We start from the raw sequence: 21,332 nt of genomic DNA on the forward strand, positions 1-21,332 counted from the left end.
TTTATTTTTTTTATTAAAAGCGTTAAATCGTTTTTCTTATGAATCCTTGTGCTTTCACTAAACGATTTGAGGCTTCTTCATATGATACATTCGTTAAAATCATGACAATTGCAATTTTAGGCTGGGCATGTGCCTTTTCTAAGTATTCATCTGCAATTTCATAGCTACAGTCAGTAGCATCCATGATAATACGTTTTGCACGTTCAACCAGCTTTTCATTAGTTAACTGTAAATCTACCATTAAATTACCATAAACTTTTCCAACTCCAACCATTGAGGCGGTGGAAAGCATGTTGCATACTAACTTTTGCGATGTTCCAGCTTTTAAACGTGTAGAACCAGTCAGGACTTCAGGCCCGTTTACAACTTCAATCGCAACTTTTGCAATCTTACCTATCTCAGAACCTTTGTTACAGCTTATCGACACAGTTCCTGCACCAACATGATTGGCATATTCCAATCCAGCAATAACATATGGAGTGCGTCCACTAGCTGCAATGCCCACTACGACGTCCCTGTTTGTTAATTCGATTTTCTTCAAATCCTCAGGACCTAATTCAAAACTGTCTTCAGCACCTTCAACCGCCTTAATGAAAGCCTTTTCCCCACCAGCTATAAGACCCACTACTTCACTCGGATCGGTATTGAATGTTGGGGGACATTCTACTGCATCCAATAAACCTATGCGCCCGCTTGTTCCTGCACCCATGTAAATTAATCTGCCGTTTTTATTCATGGCTTCAACGATCATCTCCACGGCTTTAGAAATTTGCGGAAGTTCTTTTTTTACACAATGGGCAACTTTAATGTCTTCTTCGTTCATCACCTCTAAAAATTCCAGTGTTCCCATTTCATCTAAACTCATGGTCTTTTCATTACGACGCTCTGTCGTTAAATGCTCAAGCATACATATCATCCTTTTTTATTTCAGTGGTGAAAGTGGTGAAACTTTATTTGCTATAGAGAATATATCACTATTAAAAATTAATTTCAATATTGTATATACATTTTTAAAATTTAATTTTAAAATAAAAGTAAGATACCTAAATTGATTGATTGATTGATTGAATGTTAGCTTTCTACTAAAAATAGAAAATGTAAACCGAGTAGCCATTTAGTGAACCAAACCTACGATTCTTTTTATTGTTAGATCTTATCTAACTATTCATAGATGACAAATTCATATATTCATTATTTGTTAACGCTTACAAATAATTAAATATAAATATTAGTAATGAAATGAGGTTGTACTATTGATGAATGAAAGAATTACTAAGAAAAAATTGGGTTCATTGGCTCTAGCCGCTTTGGTGGGGGGATCACTTCTCCTTCCAGCTGATTTGAAAGCAAATGCAGAATCTGGGACAATTCCTCAAACAACGACTTATGTAAAACAGGAACTTCGCGCAACTTGGATTGCAAGTGTGTTAAATATTGACTGGCCGTCCAAACCTGGTTTATCCATATCAGCACAGAAAGAAGAATTCATAAAATATTTGGATGAACAAAAAGCGATGGGAATGAATGCTGTCGTTATGCAAATTAAACCCACTGCGGATGCTTTTTATCCTTCTGAATACGGTCTTTGGTCAAAATATTTAACAGGAGTCCAAGGAAAAGATCCCGGGTATGACCCTCTTGCATTCATGGTAGAAGCAGCACATGAACGTAATATGGAATTTCATGCGTGGTTTAATCCTTACCGCATTACTATGCCTTTAGGTAAAACCGCTGAAATATCGGATATTGATAATCTTCCAGAATCTCACCCTGCCAGAAAGCACCCGGATTGGGTCATACCATATGGACAACAATTGTACTTTGATCCAGGCATTCCTGGCGTACAACGGTTTGTGATTGATGGAATAATGGAAGTTGTTAAGAATTATGATATCGATGCAGTCCATATGGACGATTATTTCTATCCTTACAAGATTGCAGGAGTACCTTTCCCAGATGAAATTTCCTATCAAAAATATGGAGCAGATAGATTTACAAATGTTGAAGATTGGCGCAGGGATAATGTAAATAACCTTGTTAAGAATATAAATGAAGAAATCAAGGCAGAAAAATCATATGTGAAGTTTGGTATAAGTCCATTTGGAGTTTGGCGCAACAAAGCAGTTGATCCCACAGGATCTGACACTGCCGCAGGACAAACGAATTATGATGATTTATATGCAGATACCCGAACGTGGATCAATAATGGATATATTGATTATATTGCCCCTCAATTATATTGGAATATAGGATTGCCAGTAGCTGACTATGCCAAACTTCTAGATTGGTGGACAAAAGAAGTCGAAGGTAAAAATGTTCAACTCTATATTGGACAAGGAGACTATAAAATTAATACAGAGTCCAACGGTGTGCAAAACTGGTTCAATCCTGAAGAAATGCCAAACCAGTTAAAACTGAATCGAACATATAAGGAATTTGATGGAAGCATGCATTTCAGTGCCAAAGATTTACGGAAAAACCCCCTTGGGATAGCAGATCGGTTAAGCGAGGATATTTATAAGCATCCCGCATTGGTCCCAGCCATGCCTTGGATTGATGATCAAGCACCAAAGGCCCCAAAGGTGATCAAGGCCACACAATCAGGAGATGGGATACAATTTGAAATTCACGATCAAAAGAAATCAGATGCATCTTATTATGCCATTTATCGTTTTGATGGGAAGAAAAAAGGAAACATTGAAGATTCAACGAACTTACTTGCCACAGTGCATAAAGAAAATACAAGTCAATTGTTTAATGATGGCAGTGTAGAAAAAGGCAAGACTTACACATATGTTGTGACAGCATTGGACCGTACCCACAATGAAAGTAAACAAACTAGGCAGATTTATATAAAAGTAAAATGATCTTCAAGAAATAGCTTTATAGCTTAAGTGTTATATCTCAGTGAACAATGGCAGCATACACTGCTGCATATGATGCTAAGTCAGGATTATAAAAGAATTGAAGTAGGTGGAATGACGATGTACATAGTTGGATTAATGTCCGGAACATCACTGGATGGAATTGATGCTGCACTTGTTCGGGTGAATAATAGTGGACTCGAGACTGAAATGGAAATGATTGAGTTCATGACATGCCCTTTTCCAAAAGATATTGAAAAAGAAATTATGCAGTCTTTATCTGCAGAAACATCCAATGTGCAGTTAATATGCAGTTTGAATTTTAAATTAGGAAAATTATTTGCCAATGCAGTAAAGGAAGTTTGTCATAAAGCTGGATTTCCCATAAATAAACTGGATCTTATTGGATCCCATGGACAAACCATTTACCACCAGCCTTTAAAAGAACAAAATTATATACCCTCCACTTTGCAAATTGGGGAAGCTGCAGTAATTGCTCACGATACAAACACACTTGTAATCTCTGATTTTCGTACGATGGACATGGCTGCTGGTGGACAAGGAGCTCCTCTTGTTCCTTTTACCGAATACATTCTTTATAGAAGTGAAACGAAGGGAAGATTACTTCAAAACATAGGGGGCATTGGAAATGTAACCGTCTTACCCAAGCAGGCATCTCTGAATGACATGTATGCCTTTGATACAGGGCCTGGGAATATGATCATTGATGAAGTATGCCGCCAATTGTTCAATATTAGCTATGACGAAGGTGGTAACATAGCTAAACAAGGACAAATTAATGACGAACTTTTATCTTATTGTATCAGCCATCCTTATATTATGAGCCCTCCGCCAAAATCAACTGGCAGGGAATTATTTGGCAAGCAATATGTAGTAAAACTATTAAAGATGTTTGAATCACTTCCCAGTCATGATATTTTAGCTACAGTAACGATGTTTACAGCAAAGTCGATTGTGGAGAACTATCGAAAATTCATCTTTCCAAAAACCAATATTGAAGAAGTGATAATTGGCGGCGGAGGCAGCTATAACAAAACGTTATTAAATATGATGCAATCACTGCTTGGAAATTCTATTCAAGTTTTGACTCAAGAAGAGTTGGGGTACTCTTCTGAAGCGAAGGAAGCAGTGGCCTTTGCATTACTTGCAAATGAGACTTTCCATGGTAATACGAGTAACGTCCCCAAGGCTACCGGTGCTGACTTCGATGTCATCCTAGGAAGCATGACCTTCCCTTCTTCATATCTGAAGGAGCATAAAAATACTTTTTAACCATTTAAAAAAGTGGAAGGCACATCGATATTTGATGTGCCTTCCACTCTTTTTTGAACCTGAAGAATCATCGCGGACTCTTCTGTTTTATTTTACTGGCCAAGCTGCATGGATACATACTTCACTTCTAAATATTCATCCATGCCATAGTGTCCCCCTTCCCTGCCTAAACCACTTTCCTTCATGCCTCCAAATGGTGCTTGGGCAGTGGATGGGGCACTGTCATTAATACCGACAATCCCATATTCAAGAGCATCCGAATAGGCAACTGCCTTATTTAGTGACTCGGTATACACATAAGCTGCCAAGCCAAAATTCGTGTTATTGGCTCGATCTATCGCTTCTTGATCGGTTTTGAATGTACTGACTGGCGCAATTGGCCCAAACGTTTCTTCCTGCATGCACAGCATATCATCCGTTACATTGGAAAGTATGGCTGGTGCGATAAAATGGCCTTGTTTTCCATCGACTTTTGAGGTGTTATGGATGATGGCCCCTTTACTTGCAGCATCCTCCAATTGAAGCTGAACCTTTTTAACTGCGGCTCCATCTATCAATGGACCAAGATCATTTCCTTCCATTCCATTTCCAACCTTCAAAGTTAAAACGGCTTCTTCAAATGCTTGTAAAAATGGCTGTTCGATTGTCTCATGGACGAATATTCGATTCGCACAAATACATGTTTGTCCAGCATTCCTGAATTTCGATTGAATTAAACCATTTACAGCTTCTTCGATATTCGCATCCTCAGCAATGATGAACGGAGCCAATCCACCGAGTTCAAGCGAGACTTTTTTTACTGTTTCTGCGGCTTTTTTCATTAGATGTTTCCCTACAGGAGTGGAGCCGGTAAATGTGATCTTTTTAACACGTGAATCATTCATCCACACGTCGGATACATCTCCCGGTTTCTGTGTAGTTACAATATTTATCACACCTGCCGGAATGCCTGCTTCATGGGCACTTTCAACCAATAGCAAAGCGGTCAAAGGCGTTTGTTCCGCGGGTTTGATGACCACGGTACATCCTGCGGCAAGGGCTGGCGCCACTTTCCTCGTGATCATGGCAGCAGGAAAATTCCACGGGGTAATGGCAGCAACGACACCGACTGCCTGCTTTTGCACTAAAATACGCTTTGATGCAACGGAGGCTGGTATGATTTCCCCGTAGTTGCGCTTTGCTTCTTCAGCGTACCATTTCACGAAACTTGAAGCATATTTCATTTCACCTTTTGCCTCTGCCAATGGCTTTCCTTGTTCCAGTGTCATGATCGTTGCGATTTCATCCAGCCTGTCCTCAATGATCGTGTACCACTTCTCAAGTAATTCCGCCCTCTGGTATGCACTTGTTTTCGACCAAGTCAGAAAAGCAGCTTGAGCTGCATCCACTGCAGCCTTTGCCTCTTTTTCGTTAGCGTCCGGAACATAGCCCACAGGCTCCAATGTTGCTGGATTTTCCACTACAAAATGACTTTCTGTATGAATAGGTGCGCCGTTTATATAAATTGGCCATTTTTCCACTACTTTTTTCATCCTGCTTTAATCTCCTCTTCTTCTTCATGATCTGTAAATGTCTTATCATTCTCTCCTTTGAAAAAGTCCTTGCCATATAAAAGGGCACATAATAAAATTCCTGCTGCAAACGCCATTCCAGCACCTTTTATAACAAGGATGGCAGCCACGACCCCTGCAATTCCCAGGTCGCGTTGGCTCTTCGCCTGCATCACGCCTACGCGTACGCTGACATATCCTTGAACCAAAAGCGTCAAGGCCAAGGCGACACCGAGAATTGGTTCCACCAGGCTGACTACCGGCAATAAGAATAATCCTGTATTCGTACCCCAACGGAACGAGCCGGCACCGCCGAAGAAAGAATCCATGGCTTTCTTGCCATTCTTGAACCGTTCCACAACCACGACCTGCATGGCTGCCCACAACGGACCGCACATTGTTATATCGGGTCCGATAAAACTCATGATCACATTTCGGCCACCAAAAATTAAATGAGCTCTGTTTGGATTATAGTCCACTTTTTCATCTTCCCTGACCTCATCGGATTCAGAAAGCAGCGCTTTCGTTTTGAGCACATCCCCGAATACGACTAAATAAGTAGCAAAAACAGCTGGGATCGCACTTAAAAAGAAGGTCAAGGCAGGAAAACCTAAACCGAAAACAGTATAGTCTGACCAAAGCGTAGCAAAATCCGGACTGCTGAATCCCCATTGGATATCAGGCCATTTTGCTTCTCCAAAAATTGGGGCTACAAAGACCGCAAGCAAGATTGCTGGCAATATCCCTAAATTGCCTATGAATATCCAAACTTTATTTCGCATTTTCAATTTTCCGAAACTTTTCGAAAAAAGCAGATAAAAGGCAAAGCCGATACAAATGCTTATTGTATAAGGAAATAAATCAAACTTTCCACCCACTTCAAAAATGGAAACGACAGCACCAATACCCGCCCCTAAAATAATGCCTGATTTGATTGCGTTCGGCACTAATCGCACGACCTTACTGGCAAGTCCGGTCATTCCAAGCAATATCGATAAAATACCTAATGTTAGTTGAAATGCAACGAGTGCATAGACCCGATCAGGTCCTTCGGGAAATTGCCCTACGAACAATACAAGCAATGGAACCGCAGGTGTAATCCAACCTGGTATAACCGGGTCCCCGAGTAAATGATGTGCCAAGTATAATAATCCATTCAAGATAACGACGGCTAGAGCCACATCAAAAGGCATACCGAGATGGTCTGCAAGCAGTGTAATCGCTCCAAGATCAACTGCACACATCAATAAGCCTTGAACATAGTCAGGCCACTCAAAATGATAATGGACAAATGGCAGTCTAATTTTAAAAGGTCCCGCAGGTATATACGATGTCTCTTCTCCATAGCGACGGTTTTTCCATTTCATATTGTTTCCTCCACTTAAAAGCCATAGGCTGAACGGTAAATTTTTTCGATATCCCGGACGCTTAATGCACGGGGATTATTGCGAAGTAAACGGACTTGTTTGATGGCCTCGGCAGCCATTTCACTTATAGCCGATTCAGGAATGTCAAATTCACTTAGTGACTGTGGTATATCAACATAACGGCATATTCTGGTCATCGCTTCTATAGCCTTTTCCGCTGCCGCATCATCATTTAAATGATTGACTTTCTCTCCAAGTGCTTCAGCAATCTCGCGGAACCTTTCCAAACATGCAATTTTATTCCACTTCATTACAAATGGCAGTAATAATGAATTGCTGACTCCATGTGATAAATGGAAGCGGCCTCCAAGAGGATAAGCTAAGGCATGAACAGCTCCAACACCAGCATTGCCAAAGGCTAACCCTGCCATTAGGCTTCCAGTGATCATCGCTTCCCGTGCTTCCAGATTATCTGGCGCAGCATAAGCCTTTGGTAAATTTTTTGCGATTAACTTCATGGCCCCAATTGCCAAAGCATCCGTAACTGGCGAAGCAAATTTGGAAATATAAGCCTCGACCGCATGAACAAGTGCATCCACTCCACTCGCAGCAGTCACACTTGGCGGGCAAGTCAGCGTCATGACGGGCGATACTATCGCTACATCCGGTAAAAGATACGGACTTACAATTCCCTTCTTAACCTGTTCTTTTTTGTCCGATAAAATCGAAATATTCGTCACTTCTGACCCGGTCCCTGCCGTCGTCGGTATGGCTATTAAAGGTAGACCAGGAACTTCAATCAAGTTCGTACCGAAATAGGTCTCGATGCTGCCCGAATTCGTAGCCATGACGGAAGAGGCTTTCGCAATATCCATCGCACTTCCTCCGCCTACCGCAATCAGTCCATCATGTTTTCCATCATTGATTGACCGTACACATTGCTCAACGATTTCAATTTCCGGCTCTGGATTCACATCCGAAAAAATACCGTATGCTGATGAAAGTAAATCCTCAACCATTTGCACAACCCCAGCACCCACTAAAACTTTATCTGTAACTATCAACGGATTCTTCATCCCTAATCGCGTAACCTCATCAGTCAGCTGCTGTAAAGAATCTGCTCCTGTCACCAATTTGTTAGCCATAGAAAAAATAGAAATATTCATGGTTATCTCCCCTTTCATGTATTTACTAATGCAGGAATCATGCCAAAGTGTGAAAACGCTTAATTCATAAGGGGGATAACCTTTTTTTCATGGGTAACAGTATAAATAATGAGTAGAAATCAAATCAAAAAAACTAATTCGATTCGTTTTCTAATCGCATGTGAAATTTTTTCATTTTTTGCACCAGAGCGCTTTGACTGATATCCAAAGAGATGGCAGCGGCCCTTGTAGTCCCATATTTTTTCATCGCATTCAGGATCAGGGAACGCTCCAGCTCGGAAACGGCTTCCTTCAAAGAATGTGTTGTCGTTTTTTTGGATAAGACCGGCTGGATGAAAGATGGTAAATTAGGCAAATCGATCGTATCATCATAAGTCGTGACGACCAGTCGCTCCGCAAGACTCGCAAGCTCACGTATATTGCCAGGCCACGAATAGTTCGTCAGCCATTCAAAGCATTCCGGTGTCATCTTTTTCTTTTCATTATATTTTTCATTGAATTTTTTCAAATACATTTCTAAAAGCGGGATCGTTTCTTCCTTTCGCTGGCGTAAAGGCGGGACTTCAAAGGAAACGATATTAAGCCGGTAATAAAGATCTTCGCGGAAAGATCCTTCTTGCACGAGGGAAGCCAGATCGCGATGGGTGGCTGTAATTAACCTGACATCCACTTCTTTCATTTCGGTAGAACCTACTCTCATAAACTTGTTTTCTTCTACCACCTTCAAAAGTTTTACCTGTAACTCTAAAGGTAAATCCCCAATTTCGTCCAAAAATAACGTGCCACCATTCACTTTCTCAAAAATCCCCATTTTCCCATTCTTAAGGGATCCGGTAAATGCCCCTGGTTCATATCCAAAAAGTTCAGATTCCACCAAGTTCGCCGGGATGGCTCCACAATTTAATTCCAGGAAAATTTTTTCCTTCCTGGAGCTTTTGGCATGTATGTACTTGGCAATTAAACTCTTCCCTACTCCCGTTTCCCCCTGTAACAAGATCTTCGCATCCGTTTTAGCTACTTTATCAGCCAGTTTGAATAAAGGAGTTGTAGAGGGACCAATGATTATTTCCTGTAAATTCACCTGTTCCGAGCCAGGCAATAATTGAGAAATAGGTTGGAAAGATAACTTTTGGCTGTCAATCGTATACTTCATCCGGATTAATTCAGTAATATCCCTAACACTATTAATGACAAATATGACTTCATTCTGTGGCGATAGAATAGGTGTGGCCGATACGATAATCTTTCTTCCATTTCGAATTCTCTGTGTCAGGGTAACTTGATTCTTCGTTCGAATGGAATCCAATGAAGCTGAAACGGATATCATGCCTTGCTCAATTAAATAACTCATCGGTTTTCCGATGATTTCCTCTTCTCTTATTCCAGTAATACGCTGATAAGCTTGATTGATAAATAATGTCGTTCCATCACCATCCGTGATATACACGCCATCATACAGGGCATTAAATACTACCCTGCATAAATCACCCTCAAAGAATGCTTGAAATTGTTCATATGGTATTGAGTAATTCCGTAAATTTTGCAGCGGTGCATTCACAGTAATGAAATGAGAAATTGGCTTCGTCAAATCACTCTGCTGCACTGCCGCAGATAACGCCTCTATAGTCAAAAATCCGATGAAATCCTCTGAATCATCCAAAACTTCCACTTCAGTGCTTCCTATCGGGAAACATGATATCGCTTCCTCCACTGTCATATCCGAATAAAACTTAGTCATCAATCTTCACTCCTAACGTGTTCCCTGACTGGTCTTAACATTGATAGAAAACTTCTTCCTTGATTGAAGTACTCTTTGATAGTCAAGTCTACTTCCTCTCCTTTTCATATTAAAGAAAGACAATGAACATCATTCTTATTAACTTATTTTGTGAGCATTATGTAATGTTTTTTCCTTTTTAATGATACTATGTACGACAATCAACGACACCAAGAATAAATGCTGCACCGGTAAAAACGATTCAATCTCAATATCCTATTTCTGATTAAAACGATAAATAGCATTGGTATGTTACTTTTATCATATCAATGGTGTTTTTTATGCTCAAATCCATTTTCACTCATCACAGGAAAACTTGTCCTTTTGTTGCATAATAAAAATGCCTGCGAAATGGCTCATTCCTTAAGATTGTTTAATTCTCAGTTACTTTAAGCTTAAGAACAATTTGTTAAGTGCTTTAAAAAGTTTCTCGTCAGTTTGAAAAAACCTAATCCGTATTTGGATTAGGTTTCAGACTGTAGACAAATTGAACGTTGATTTCCTCTCCAGGCACTCGCTTTCCGCGGGCGGTCCGGGAGCCTCCTCGACGCCTTTGCGCCTGCGGGGTCTCCCTTGGACGCGCTTTTCCCGCAGGGGTCTCGTACCTTCCGTTCCAATCAACTGGAATTTTTTTTAGAAAAAATCTAAGTGAACTGACTTTTCTTCGAATTAGTTTATTGTCTGGCGGGGCCGAATGCTCTCACTCTGACCCATGGTTTTAAAAGAAAATTTGGTTATACTACATGATTTTTTATTTTTTTATAAGTAATGAAACCTTACTGGATTTCTGAAATCATCTGGAACTTTTTTGAGGGTTTATAAAATCTGATCTGTTTTCCTCTCCAGGCACTCGCTTTCCGCGGGCGGTCCGGGAGCCTCTTCGGCGCTCTTTGCGCCTGCATTGTCTCGCTTGGACACGCTTTTCCCGCAGGAGACTCGTACATTTCCTCTCCAAACAACTTTGATAGAACTCTTTTAGTAGGATTAAAGCTTAAGGTGATGAGTATGCTTTTTAAACATGATTCTATTCCGAGCAACTTGAAATGATTACTTTAGCCAGCGAACCTGCCATTGATTAACCTTGGACAAAATTTCAAAGGAAATTTCATAAGGGTGCGAAATTTTTCACTTCCGCACCCCTTTGGTTTAATTATGGTAAGTAGTTTGTCTCCTCTCTAATCATATGATTATTTTGGAAACCAGCCGACCGGTTTTACATCGAGATTAATGTTGATTTGTTTAATTTCCTGGTATTCATCCAAGCCGTATTTTCCTAAACTGCGTCCAATCCCGCTTTGTTTGTAACCGCCCCATGGCGCTTCGACATATGTTGGATGATAATCATTTACCCATGTAATGCCTGCCCGTACCTTCTTGATCACTCGCAATCCTTTTGCCCCATCGTTAGTGAAGACGCCGCCTGCAAGCCCGTAGTCTGTATCATTTGCAAGTTTAATAGCTTCTTCTTCATCTTTGAACTTTTGAATGACAACGACTGGACCGAAGATCTCCTCCTGTACGATGCGCATGTCAGGTGTTACATCGGTGAAGACAGTCGGTGCAATGAAGTATCCTTTGTCAAGACCGTCATCAACAAGACGGTAACCGCCTGCTGCAAGTGTCGCACCTTCCTGTTTGCCGATTTCAATATAGTTCAAAATGCTATTCATTTGCGCTTCGCTGACAATTGCCCCCATGTTGCTGTCTTCCGCAAGGCCAGGTCCTACTTTGATTTTATTTGCGCGGTCCACATAGCGTTTTACATATTCATCATAAATACTTTCCTCAACCAGGATGCGGCTGCCTGATGAACATACTTGGCCGGCACCGAAAAAGATGCCGAATAATCCGTAATCCACGGCCGTCTCTAAATCTGCATCTGCAAAAACGATGTTAGGTGATTTACCGCCAAGCTCAAGGGAAATTTTCTTTAAGTTGCCCGCGGCCGCCTTCATGATTGTTCGGCCAACATCCGTACTTCCTGTAAATGAAACAATGTCAACATCGTTGCTTTCCGCAATGGTTTGACCGACAACAGTGCCGCGGCCCATCACCATGTTAGCCACACCTTTAGGGATGCCTACTTCCTCCAGGATTTCAAATAATTTCATTGCTGTTACAGGTGTCACTTCAGCCGGTTTATATACAATGGTGTTACCTGCCGCAAGCGCAGGTGCGATTTTCCAGACACTCATTAGAAGAGGGAAATTCCAAGGTACAATCAAACCGGCTACACCTACTGGCTCACGAACAACCATCGCTTGCACGGGAGCGGGAACTTGATAAGTTTCCCCTTCTGGATGAAGGATCAAACCAGCGTAGTAACGGAAACACGCGGCGGCATCAGCAATATCGAAACCTGCCTCTGCTTTAAGTTTCCCGTTGTCCATTGTTTCAAGAATCGTTAACTCTTCGGCACGTTCATCAATTTTATCAGCGATTTTATATAGATACGAAGCGCGCTCCTGTGCTGTTAGGCCTGACCAGATTCCACTTTCAAAAGCTGCCTTCGCAACTGAGATTGCCCTTTCTGTATCTTCCTTGGTGGCACGCGGAGCTCTTGCAATGATTTCCTGTGTTGCAGGATTGATTACAGGGATTACTTCATTTGAAGATGCGGTCTGCCACTTACCGTCGATGTAATTTTTAAGTTCCAAAACTGCCGTTTCTAAAATTGTCATGTTTCATTCCTCCGGTTTTCATTATTTTTAAAATTTCACCTTACGAAATCGTTAAAGTTTTATTACAAGTCTGTCGTCCTTCGCACGTGAGCAGCATGTCAGGATTGAGTTGCGTGTTTGACGGTTTTCTTCGCTAAGGAAGAAATCCCGGTGATCCACTTCACCTTCTGCAACATCCACCTCACAACTTCCGCACCCGCCAACTTTACAAGAATAAGGCGCATCGATTCCTTCCCTTAAAAGCGCATCAAGTAGTGTTTCACCTTCATGAACGTGGATGGACCGATCGCTGTCTGATAGGTCGACAATGAAAGGTTCTTGCGGCCCGTCATGTTTTGTCGCAAATAATTCAAAGTGGATCGAATGTTCCGGATAACCATAGGAACTGGCAGCTTTTCGATACTCTTGCACCATATCGATTGGTCCGCAAAAATATACATGAGTGCCTATGCGATGATCCATCATCGTCTCAGGCACCATTCTGCGTTTGTCTTCTGCCTGCGAAAAATAAAAGGTGCATTGATCAGGGTATTTGGCTTTCAGCAGATCATAAAAAGCACATAATTCCGGTGTTCGTGCTGCATAATGGATTTCGAAGGTTTGGCCTTCGGCAGCCATGTCTTCCATCATTGCCAGAAATGGGGTGATGCCGATTCCAGCTGCATAAAATGCATGATGCTTAGCTCGAAAGCTGAGAGGGAAGTTGTTTTTAGGGAAGCTGACTTCCAATCTGGAATCTATCGTTACATGATCATGCCAGAAAGCGGAACCTCCGCGTGACGCCTCATCACGCCGAATGGAAATTGCATATTTTTTACGGTCCCTTGGGTTGCTGATAAGGGAGTATTCTCTCTCGATTATCGTATCCCCGGCCGGCATGAAAGTGGTCAAATGCGAACCGCCAGTAAAAGCAGGCAATGGTTTTCCATCAACTGGAATCAATTCGAACTGTTTTACGAATGGAGTTTCTTGAATGATCTTGTTTACTTTCATTTGAATATTTCCTACTACCCGCATGATGATCAGCTCCCTACTTCTTCTTTTCCGATTGGGATGAATGGGTAACCAATATAACCTTCCCGTACGATTGAATAAAAAGGTCCTATTTCAAGACTGGCCCTGCAATGGTCACATTCTGCAATCTCTGCTTCTTCTGCGATTTCCGACACTTCGAAACATTTCATGCAATATACGTACCGCCGTTTAGGGCCGATAATCACCGTCTGGATCTCAGCTTCAGATAGACCGGCTTCCACCCCGAGCGAGAAGATCATTACGGCATTGTTCCAAGCAGCCGCAATATAAAATTGGGTGCCCATCTTTTGTGACAAGATGACTCTCTTAATCTCCTCTTTATCTTCCATTCCATTAATGGAAAGACATTCAACAGGCACTGTTCCTGCGATTTCAGAAGTGAAACTTTTCGCCTTTTCATATCCGGCTAGATCAGAAATGACGACGAACTTTCTTCGTTCATTCCGAGGAGTAAATTTATTTACGATCGTAATGGATTTATCAAACAATACTGGACTATTGTACAAGGCCCTATCCTCCTACTTATTGTTTATCTTCGCTTTTTTGTTTTTCATCAATACTCCTCAAATATTCGACCGATTGCGGAAGAAATGGGGCAATTCCTTTGTATTCAGCCATAGGTTCCGGAATATCCTGCAGTACGCTATATGTCAGATCAAACCACTCCTGGCGCAATGCCAAATCCTCCAGCGGCAGGAACTGAGTATTCAATACGAATAGAATGGCGTTGCTTCGTGGCATGCGATAAAATTTTTGTTCTTCAACACGTAAACGAACAAGTTTACCTGCATTTTCCGGTGTTATTTCAGAACGCTGCGGTCCCCATACATCCATCGTTTCATAGTTGACATCCCAACGGTCCGCCATCAGGTTCCAGTTAATGCGTGTCCATGGCTTTCCTGGCTCGATGGATAATAAAAACTTACGAACGCGATCTGCCAGTTCATCACCTTTCCGTGATACAAATGGAACAGGAGCATGGATCTCATCAAAGGACATGCCTTTATTCCAGTTAGCCGAGAAGAGTGCGGCGTATGAAACTTGCCCCACTTCCAAATAGAAATTACTATCGCGATGAACCATTAAAACAAAATCATTATGGAAATGGCGGCCTATATAATCAAGCGGCTCATTTGGAAGCGTGCTGGCATCGCCATACACGAATGAATCGGATTCCCCGAAAATGTGGTTCTTGAAAGTCCAGTTGTCACCCTCTTTAATGACCTCGAAATGCTCCGGATAGCGATCAGCTGCCATGTCGATGAGCATTTCCAACACTTCCCATTGCATTTCCATTGTGTGTGAAAAAGATTGAAACCTTATATGCGGCTGTTCTTGAAGGAGACGACGCTTCGTTTCCACTTGGAGTTTGTATTCTGGTGTAACTTCAATACAGTTAACGTTTGAGAGTTTTTTCAAGTCGTTTGAATAACGATAGTTACCTGAAGTGAATGGAAATGGGAATGTATCTAAATCTGTTGTTTTGAAATCTAAACTTTGTGTAAACATTGAACAATCTCCTCTCGTTCCCTAGATTCTTTAAAGTGAGTTTTCTTCTATTTAGCTTCCTTTAATTCAACGGATGGACGCTCCTTGTCAACTTCAAAACGGAAAATGTATTTAGATGAAACATAGTAGGTGACTAAAGCGACAAAGTATGTTGGAATTCCGGCAGCTGTATAAAGGAAAAAGTCACTTGCTTCAAAAGTCAATGGATTATAGAGTGCCCAGTAAACGATCGTTCCGATAACCACCGTGAGAACGGCCGACGGGTTAATGCCTTTCCAATAGGTATAAGAGCCTTGTGTGTCATACAAATCCCTTATTGAAATGCGTTGGCGCTTTACAAAAAAGTAATCTGCAACGACAATCCCGCCAAGAACAGCCATAATAAAAGAAATGACAGCAATGAATGAACCAAAGGCATCGTAGAACGTTGAGCTTAGAAGTAAGAATATAGTCGGTACGGTTGTTCCCATCGCAATCATCCATGACTTTTTCGGGAATACAGTTTTAAAGCTGACAGCTTGTGAGTACATAAGGAATATGGCTGCACCGACATTCCCTACCGAAAGTAAAATCAAGCCAATGAAGCCGCCCCAACTTCCTGCGATGGAAAACATCCAGTCAGAAGGATTAAGAGATCCAGTTACTAATGCAGCAAGGGCCCCAACTAACGCGGCGATACAGACGATGATTCCATAGCTGTAGAAGCCTGCTTTAAATGCTCCTCCTTCTGTTTTAGATAAACGGCTGTATTGGCCAAGGTACGGAAGCCATGAAAAGCCGAGACCGATGTTTAACTCCAGGGCTGTCGCGAATGAACGAGAACTCGTTTCAAATGGCTCAGAAGGAAGTATATGAGCAACTTCCTTGAACCCCTGTCCAAACAAGACTATTGCGAGCAGGCCAAACATGAGAACCATAAAAACCGGAACGGCTACTGCGGTATATTTTTGAATCGCTACCGGTCCCCTCACCGTTACAAGAAATGCACAGATGAAGAGCAAAATCGAGAAAAACGGCGCTCCCGTTGCTTGGCTTGAGAAAATCGCGGGCATCCCCATCCAATTAGCCGCCTCTGCTAACGCCTGGCCGGACATAAATAGCGCAATGGAAATATAGCCGAGAGTTAAAATAAGAAAAACAAAGAAAAAGATATTCGATCCTAAATACCCAAGTGAACTTCGAAACCCTACAAAGGTGTCTATGCCATAACGCGCAAAATAAAGGGTAATGGGAACTATCAACAGCATCGGGAAGGCGTTACCGAATAAAATCGCTGCAAGTGACTGCTTCGCGTCAAGCATTGTACCTGTGTATCCACCAGTTAACAGCCCAAAAGATGAGAGGCCAATAACAACTTGAACTAAAATTAAATCCCGAAGGTTAAAAATCCGGTCATTTTTACTTGCCGGTAAAAACCCAAAGGCCACATCCTTTGAAATGGAGGAATTCTCTTTGCTCACACGCTTCTCTCCCAACTATAGAATAATGATTGTATTGCTTGGTATAAGGCTGATATAGTTCTGGGTGATCGAAACAACTAAATTAGACAAGTGAATAGATTAGGTAGGCGATGATTAAAATCATGAAAAGAATAGAACCTGTCGCATCACTCCATTTCATTTTGTCGATTTTCACGGCTTCTTCCTGCTCATACGCATTAATCCGCTCATTCAAATCTGAATATAGATTTTTAATAAAGGGGTCTTCTGAATTGATATTCTGTTGAAACTGATTCTCTTTATTCAAAATCACTTCTCCCTCCTTTGCAATCATGCTTTCTAGTCCCTTCTCTTTACTTATTGCAAAAACCATGCCAATCAGAAAACACTATGCTAAAAGGGTTTTCAATAGGAAGAATATTCATTTTTGAAACTATTGAACAATTGTGAAATTTCTGTAATATGAAAACTAGGAAGTTAAATGAAAGGCAGGTAGACATAAATGGATCACTTCACCTCTGCACTCTTGTCTATTTACGATCAGCTTATTGTGACAGATAAAAATGGCACCATCCTGAATTCGACCGGAACAGGGAATTCCTTATTCCATACAGTCAAATCCGCCAATGTCGGTGGTTCCATCAAGGATGTTGAACAAGATTTATTTTCTACAAGCTTGGCAGAAGAGATAATGGGCAAAAATGAGAAAAGATCTTTCATGCAGTCCTCATGGCAAGGGCATGAGCTGCTGGTGACGGCATACCCGATTGAATCCGGGGCATGGGTCTGGGCTTACAAAGAAATTAAAGACTCTTATCCAGATACATCAAGGGGGCAATCGGGGCCTTTATTGGAATCGAAGAAGCCATCTTTTCCATTTGTGATCCGCAGTAAACCGATGCTTGATGTTCTGCATAAAATGCAAATGGTTTGTGATGTCAGTGCAACCGTCCTGTTATTGGGGGAATCCGGGGTAGGAAAGGAAATAGCCGCCAGGGCCATACATAATATGGGTAATAGAAGCGACGGTCCATTTATACCTGTCAATTGCGGCGCCATCCCGGAAAACCTGATTGAAAGCGAACTATTTGGCTATGTAGAAGGGGCTTTTACCAGCGCACGGAAAGATGGCGCCAAGGGAAAATTCACACTGGCCCATAAAGGAATCTTATTCTTGGATGAAGTGGGCGAGTTACCGCTTAACGTTCAGGTAAAACTGCTTCGCGTCCTTCAAGAGCGCATTGTCACACCAATTGGCAGCACGGCCTCACACCCTGTTGATATTCAAGTGATTGCCGCAACAAATAAATCGCTCGAGAAAATGGTGAAAAAAGGTGAATTCCGAGAAGACTTATATTATCGTCTTCATGTCGTGCCTATCCATCTTCCGCCGCTTAGGAATCGTGTAGATGAGATCCCCTACCTGGTTCAGTTTTTTTTACAAAAGTACAATACACTATACAATCGAAAGGTCGCTTTCACACCGGATGCAATCGACTTGCTTTGTATCTATCAATGGCCCGGTAACGTGCGCGAACTTGAAAACACAGTTGAAAGGCTTGTGATTACTAGCGGAATACCGGAAGTGGGTGTTGCATTGGTTAGAGAGGTGCTTCCTTTTAAAGGGCCCAACAAACCCCCTTCACTACCTGTCATCGATTTCCTAATGCCTTTGCAGGAAGCAGTCGACCTTGTGGAGGAACAGCTGATCAACATGGCGATGGAACAATACAAATCATTAAAACTAGCGGCAAAGGTATTGGAAGTCAGCCAGCCGACGATGAGCAGGAAATATAAAAAATTACGAAATAAATTTGAAGAGGCAAGCTTTTCACCAGTGGATAAACGGGCCATTTTAGAAGAACAAATAAACCAACGGCTACGATCCATTGCCGTTGTAACCGCAGCTATCATTCCAGCTGAAGAGGTTATCAGTCTACAAAAAAATATGAACCGGCAAACTTCCTATTCCCAGAAATTAAAACAAAAACTTACCATGATTCAAGAAAAGGAAGGCGTAATTGAATGGGTCTTTATATTTATCATGACGGATGATGGACGCCTGATTCACCTCGTTGCAGACAAGGGCTTTGTAATTGAACCGGGGGAAGAATATATGGGCCCCCCGGAAATGGTTAATGTCGCTTACCAGGCGTTTAATGGTAAAGCGGGTGTTACTCCCATATACGAAGACAGGTACGGTGAGTGGAAAACAAGTTTTGCGCCAATCATTGATGATGACGGCAATATCGTTGCTATTGTCGGATGTGATTACAGCAAAGCCTATTTCAATTCGGAAATGCAACGTCTCCGTAAGCAACTCAATATACATGTTTGATTTCGAAATGCAGTCATGCAGTGAGTCTATTAAACCGACTGAATACTAGAGTAGAAAAAGAAAAGCTGATTACAAGAGCCGTCTTGAACGGTCTTTTGCAGTCAGCTTTTTCGTTATTACCTTTACCATATACATCATGAACGTTATGAAGAAATTAAAATGGCATTAACGCCACCATTTTTTGATCTAACTATTTTTTCATATGACCACACTTATATAGGCAATATTATATCTTGTTCCTCCACTAACCTGCCTCAAATATGAAAATGTTTAAGAGGATTTAGCAGACCATATGGATACTCGTTGCAATGATTTTAGGTAACAACCCGAAGACACATTCCTATTATACAAATGAGTGCACATAAGCCTTTTTGCCATGAAACCTATATAACTTTCTCTTTATTTTCTCTTTTTTTCACCAAAAAATAAGCAGTAATCAAGGCTGTAATTGGAATTATCAGGGCTACTCCTGTTCCAGCACAAAATATAGTGATCATTTCAGCACTAAATATTTTTGAGTTTACAATTTCTCCAACAGAATAGGATAAATCCTTAAACCATATAAGCAATGCCAAATAGCCTCCAAAGAAGGCAAAAAATAATGTATTCGTAGATGTTCCCAAGATATCCCTCCCAATACTTAATCCAAATGTGAATAAATCTTTCTTGCTAATGGATGGATGGTGAAGAAACATTTCTCGCATGGGAGATGAAATGGCCATGGCTGTATCGATAATCGCGCCAATAGTACTCATAATAATCACTGAAGCTCCAATTTTAACAAAATCTACTCCAATATATAGGGAAAAGACGCTAAGCTCTTCTATTTCTTCTTCACCGAAACCTTGTATCATCGCATTTTCCGTCACAATGACAATAAAAAAGAGTACAATAACAATCGTGATAATAGTAGAAATGAATGCTGTTTTTGTTGTACTGTTCACCTCGTTAATAAAAAATAAATTAATATAACTAATCACCGTACATGCAATCAATGTTACGATATACGGATCATTATTTGGATTTGTCATAAAAATGATGGTGAAAAGTAACACCCCAAAGTTTAGGAATAAAGCAAAAAATGAACGTGCCCCTTTTTTTCCGCCAATCAAGATCATCAATATTAATAGTATAAACGCTAGCAACACTAATACATTCATTATCTTTCCCTCTTTCGATTAATGAAAAAAATGGAGACATATAGACCTATTGGAATAGTTAACACGATTCCAATACCACCAGCTAGGGCACGGGCCAATTCCAATGTGAGGTTCATGGAAAGGGTAAATCCCAATGCAGAATCATTATTCAAATACAAAATAATCATAGGTATGGAGCCACTTATATAGGCAAAAAACAAAATATTTGTCATGGTTCCCATTATGTCTTTTCCAATCTCTAATCCTGAAGTTTTAAGTGCTTTTACTGATATTTGGTTATTCTTTTCATACAACCCAAAAATCGAAGAAGACATGGTAATGGCTATATCCATTACGGCTCCTAAAGAACCGATAAATAAACCTGCCATAAACACCATTTTATAAGGACGAGTGATAAATTGCATCTCTTCATATCGAAGGCCATTTTCGGAAGTCAACCACATAATAAGATAAGTAATGAACAGCGATAAAAAAGTCCCTAACAGTGTCGCAATGACCGCTGCATAGGTTTTTTCATTAAAACCGTTAACGAGTAAAAGGGAAAGGACCGTAAATAGTATGATACTTATACTGCATATCAATACCAAACCAATGTCTGATGTATTCAAATAAAAATCTAATGCATATGACAATAATATGGCATTGACTGCCAAACTTATAATTGAAAACAGGCCTTGCTTTTTTCCAACGATAAGTAATGTCAAGATAAAAACCCATGCTACAATCAACACAAATTTATCCCGTTTTACGTCTTTTATGGTTCCAGTCAACTCTGAATTTCCTTCTGTCTTCGTATCAATCGAAACAAATAAATCATTTCCAACTCGATATTCTTGATCAAAAGCTCCGGATGAGGAATATTCATTCTTTAAATGAATAAGTTTTCCTTTTTCTTCTCCATTCTGTAATTCGGCTATTATACTCTGGGTAAATAGTCGATCTTCATTTTGATACATATCATCCAATTCAGTTGTATTTTCAAGATTTGTTTTAATGACTTTGGCTATTGGAAGTTCATAGAATGAATAATTGTGATGAACAAAGAAAACAGAAGCGAAAAAACAAAGTGCTATGACGGCGTACAAAGAAACATGCTTGTAACCCATTTTTTTAAATTTATTTACGATAAAATTCAAAATAAAACCTCCAAATA

Annotated in this window: 16 protein-coding genes; 3 read left to right on the top strand and 13 right to left on the bottom strand. The window is 40.8% G+C overall.

Annotated features, from left to right (window positions below; genetic code table 11):
* Positions 1–22: 22 nt before the first annotated feature.
* Entirely contained in the window at positions 23–907 is an 885-nt protein-coding gene (gene murQ, locus ABOA58_RS16490) for an N-acetylmuramic acid 6-phosphate etherase (RefSeq protein WP_350299250.1), read from the bottom strand.
* 349 nt (positions 908–1,256) lie between these two features.
* On the opposite strand from murQ, the gene ABOA58_RS16495 reads away from it, so the two are divergent.
* Together ABOA58_RS16495 and anmK are read left to right on the top strand one after the other, a co-directional pair.
* Positions 1,257–2,867, top strand: a complete 1,611-nt coding sequence (locus ABOA58_RS16495; RefSeq protein WP_350299251.1) for a glycoside hydrolase family 10 protein — start codon at positions 1,257–1,259, stop codon at positions 2,865–2,867.
* A 117-nt stretch (positions 2,868–2,984) separates the two neighbouring features.
* On the top strand, positions 2,985–4,157 hold the full coding sequence (gene anmK, locus ABOA58_RS16500; RefSeq protein WP_350299252.1) for an anhydro-N-acetylmuramic acid kinase AnmK: 1,173 nt from the start codon (positions 2,985–2,987) through the stop codon (positions 4,155–4,157).
* Positions 4,158–4,249: 92 nt separating this feature from the next.
* On the opposite strand, the gene ABOA58_RS16505 is transcribed toward anmK, so the two are convergent.
* The 10 genes from ABOA58_RS16505 to ABOA58_RS16550 form a co-directional block, all read right to left on the bottom strand.
* Complete coding sequence (locus ABOA58_RS16505; RefSeq protein WP_350299253.1) at positions 4,250–5,689, bottom strand: NAD-dependent succinate-semialdehyde dehydrogenase; 1,440 nt, start codon at positions 5,687–5,689, stop codon at positions 4,250–4,252.
* Complete coding sequence (locus ABOA58_RS16510; protein WP_350299254.1) at positions 5,686–7,074, bottom strand: hypothetical protein; 1,389 nt, start codon at positions 7,072–7,074, stop codon at positions 5,686–5,688. Before ABOA58_RS16510 ends, ABOA58_RS16505 begins: the two co-directional genes overlap by 4 nt.
* A 14-nt stretch (positions 7,075–7,088) precedes the next feature.
* Positions 7,089–8,240, bottom strand: a complete 1,152-nt coding sequence (locus ABOA58_RS16515) for an iron-containing alcohol dehydrogenase (protein ID WP_350299255.1) — start codon at positions 8,238–8,240, stop codon at positions 7,089–7,091.
* 133 nt (positions 8,241–8,373) lie between these two features.
* Positions 8,374–9,978, bottom strand: a complete 1,605-nt coding sequence (locus tag ABOA58_RS16520) for a sigma-54 interaction domain-containing protein (RefSeq protein ID WP_350299256.1) — start codon at positions 9,976–9,978, stop codon at positions 8,374–8,376.
* 1,226 nt (positions 9,979–11,204) lie between these two features.
* Positions 11,205–12,698: an aldehyde dehydrogenase family protein gene (locus ABOA58_RS16525; RefSeq protein ID WP_350299257.1), complete on the bottom strand. Its 1,494-nt coding sequence runs from the start codon at positions 12,696–12,698 to the stop codon at positions 11,205–11,207.
* 51 nt (positions 12,699–12,749) lie between these two features.
* The gene (locus tag ABOA58_RS16530) at positions 12,750–13,691 is read right to left on the bottom strand and encodes a PDR/VanB family oxidoreductase (protein WP_350299258.1); all 942 of its coding nucleotides are present in this window, start codon (positions 13,689–13,691) and stop codon (positions 12,750–12,752) included.
* A gap of 29 nt (positions 13,692–13,720) precedes the next feature.
* Positions 13,721–14,239, bottom strand: a complete 519-nt coding sequence (locus ABOA58_RS16535) for a hypothetical protein (RefSeq protein WP_350299259.1) — start codon at positions 14,237–14,239, stop codon at positions 13,721–13,723.
* A 16-nt stretch (positions 14,240–14,255) separates the two neighbouring features.
* Positions 14,256–15,242, bottom strand: coding sequence for a heme-dependent oxidative N-demethylase family protein (locus ABOA58_RS16540; protein ID WP_350299260.1), 987 nt, complete (start codon positions 15,240–15,242; stop codon positions 14,256–14,258).
* Positions 15,243–15,289: 47 nt separating this feature from the next.
* Complete coding sequence (locus tag ABOA58_RS16545; protein ID WP_350299261.1) at positions 15,290–16,702, bottom strand: purine-cytosine permease family protein; 1,413 nt, start codon at positions 16,700–16,702, stop codon at positions 15,290–15,292.
* Positions 16,703–16,784: 82 nt separating this feature from the next.
* The gene (locus ABOA58_RS16550; RefSeq protein WP_350299262.1) at positions 16,785–16,994 is read right to left on the bottom strand and encodes a hypothetical protein; all 210 of its coding nucleotides are present in this window, start codon (positions 16,992–16,994) and stop codon (positions 16,785–16,787) included.
* 189 nt (positions 16,995–17,183) lie between these two features.
* Between ABOA58_RS16550 and ABOA58_RS16555 the strand changes: the two genes are divergently transcribed.
* The gene (locus ABOA58_RS16555; protein ID WP_350299263.1) at positions 17,184–19,019 is read left to right on the top strand and encodes a sigma-54 interaction domain-containing protein; all 1,836 of its coding nucleotides are present in this window, start codon (positions 17,184–17,186) and stop codon (positions 19,017–19,019) included.
* A gap of 383 nt (positions 19,020–19,402) precedes the next feature.
* Here ABOA58_RS16555 and ABOA58_RS16560 read toward each other — a convergent pair whose 3' ends face one another.
* Positions 19,403–20,179, bottom strand: a complete 777-nt coding sequence (locus ABOA58_RS16560; protein ID WP_350299264.1) for a YibE/F family protein — start codon at positions 20,177–20,179, stop codon at positions 19,403–19,405.
* A complete protein-coding gene (locus tag ABOA58_RS16565) occupies positions 20,179–21,315 on the bottom strand; it encodes a YibE/F family protein (RefSeq protein WP_434547739.1) in 1,137 nt (378 codons plus the stop codon). Before ABOA58_RS16565 ends, ABOA58_RS16560 begins: the two co-directional genes overlap by 1 nt.
* Positions 21,316–21,332 lie beyond the last annotated feature (17 nt).

Source organism: Peribacillus frigoritolerans (genome assembly GCF_040250305.1).
Taxonomy (GTDB): Bacteria; Bacillota; Bacilli; order Bacillales; family DSM-1321; genus Peribacillus.

What these genes read in the sequence shown, in the direction of transcription:
- ABOA58_RS16495 (WP_350299251.1), top strand. Translation starts at nt 1,257, where the DNA reads ATGAATGAAAGAATTACTAAGAAAAAATTGGGTTCATTGGCTCTAGCC.
- ABOA58_RS16520 (WP_350299256.1), bottom strand. Translation starts at nt 9,978, where the DNA reads ATGACTAAGTTTTATTCGGATATGACAGTGGAGGAAGCGATATCATGT.
- ABOA58_RS16555 (WP_350299263.1), top strand. Translation starts at nt 17,184, where the DNA reads ATGGATCACTTCACCTCTGCACTCTTGTCTATTTACGATCAGCTTATT.
- ABOA58_RS16510 (WP_350299254.1), bottom strand. Translation starts at nt 7,074, where the DNA reads ATGAAATGGAAAAACCGTCGCTATGGAGAAGAGACATCGTATATACCT.
- ABOA58_RS16505 (WP_350299253.1), bottom strand. Translation starts at nt 5,689, where the DNA reads ATGAAAAAAGTAGTGGAAAAATGGCCAATTTATATAAACGGCGCACCT.
- ABOA58_RS16560 (WP_350299264.1), bottom strand. Translation starts at nt 20,179, where the DNA reads ATGAATGTATTAGTGTTGCTAGCGTTTATACTATTAATATTGATGATC.
- ABOA58_RS16530 (WP_350299258.1), bottom strand. Translation starts at nt 13,691, where the DNA reads ATGAAAGTAAACAAGATCATTCAAGAAACTCCATTCGTAAAACAGTTC.
- ABOA58_RS16525 (WP_350299257.1), bottom strand. Translation starts at nt 12,698, where the DNA reads ATGACAATTTTAGAAACGGCAGTTTTGGAACTTAAAAATTACATCGAC.
- ABOA58_RS16540 (WP_350299260.1), bottom strand. Translation starts at nt 15,242, where the DNA reads ATGTTTACACAAAGTTTAGATTTCAAAACAACAGATTTAGATACATTC.
- murQ (WP_350299250.1), bottom strand. Translation starts at nt 907, where the DNA reads ATGCTTGAGCATTTAACGACAGAGCGTCGTAATGAAAAGACCATGAGT.
- ABOA58_RS16515 (WP_350299255.1), bottom strand. Translation starts at nt 8,240, where the DNA reads ATGAATATTTCTATTTTTTCTATGGCTAACAAATTGGTGACAGGAGCA.
- anmK (WP_350299252.1), top strand. Translation starts at nt 2,985, where the DNA reads ATGTACATAGTTGGATTAATGTCCGGAACATCACTGGATGGAATTGAT.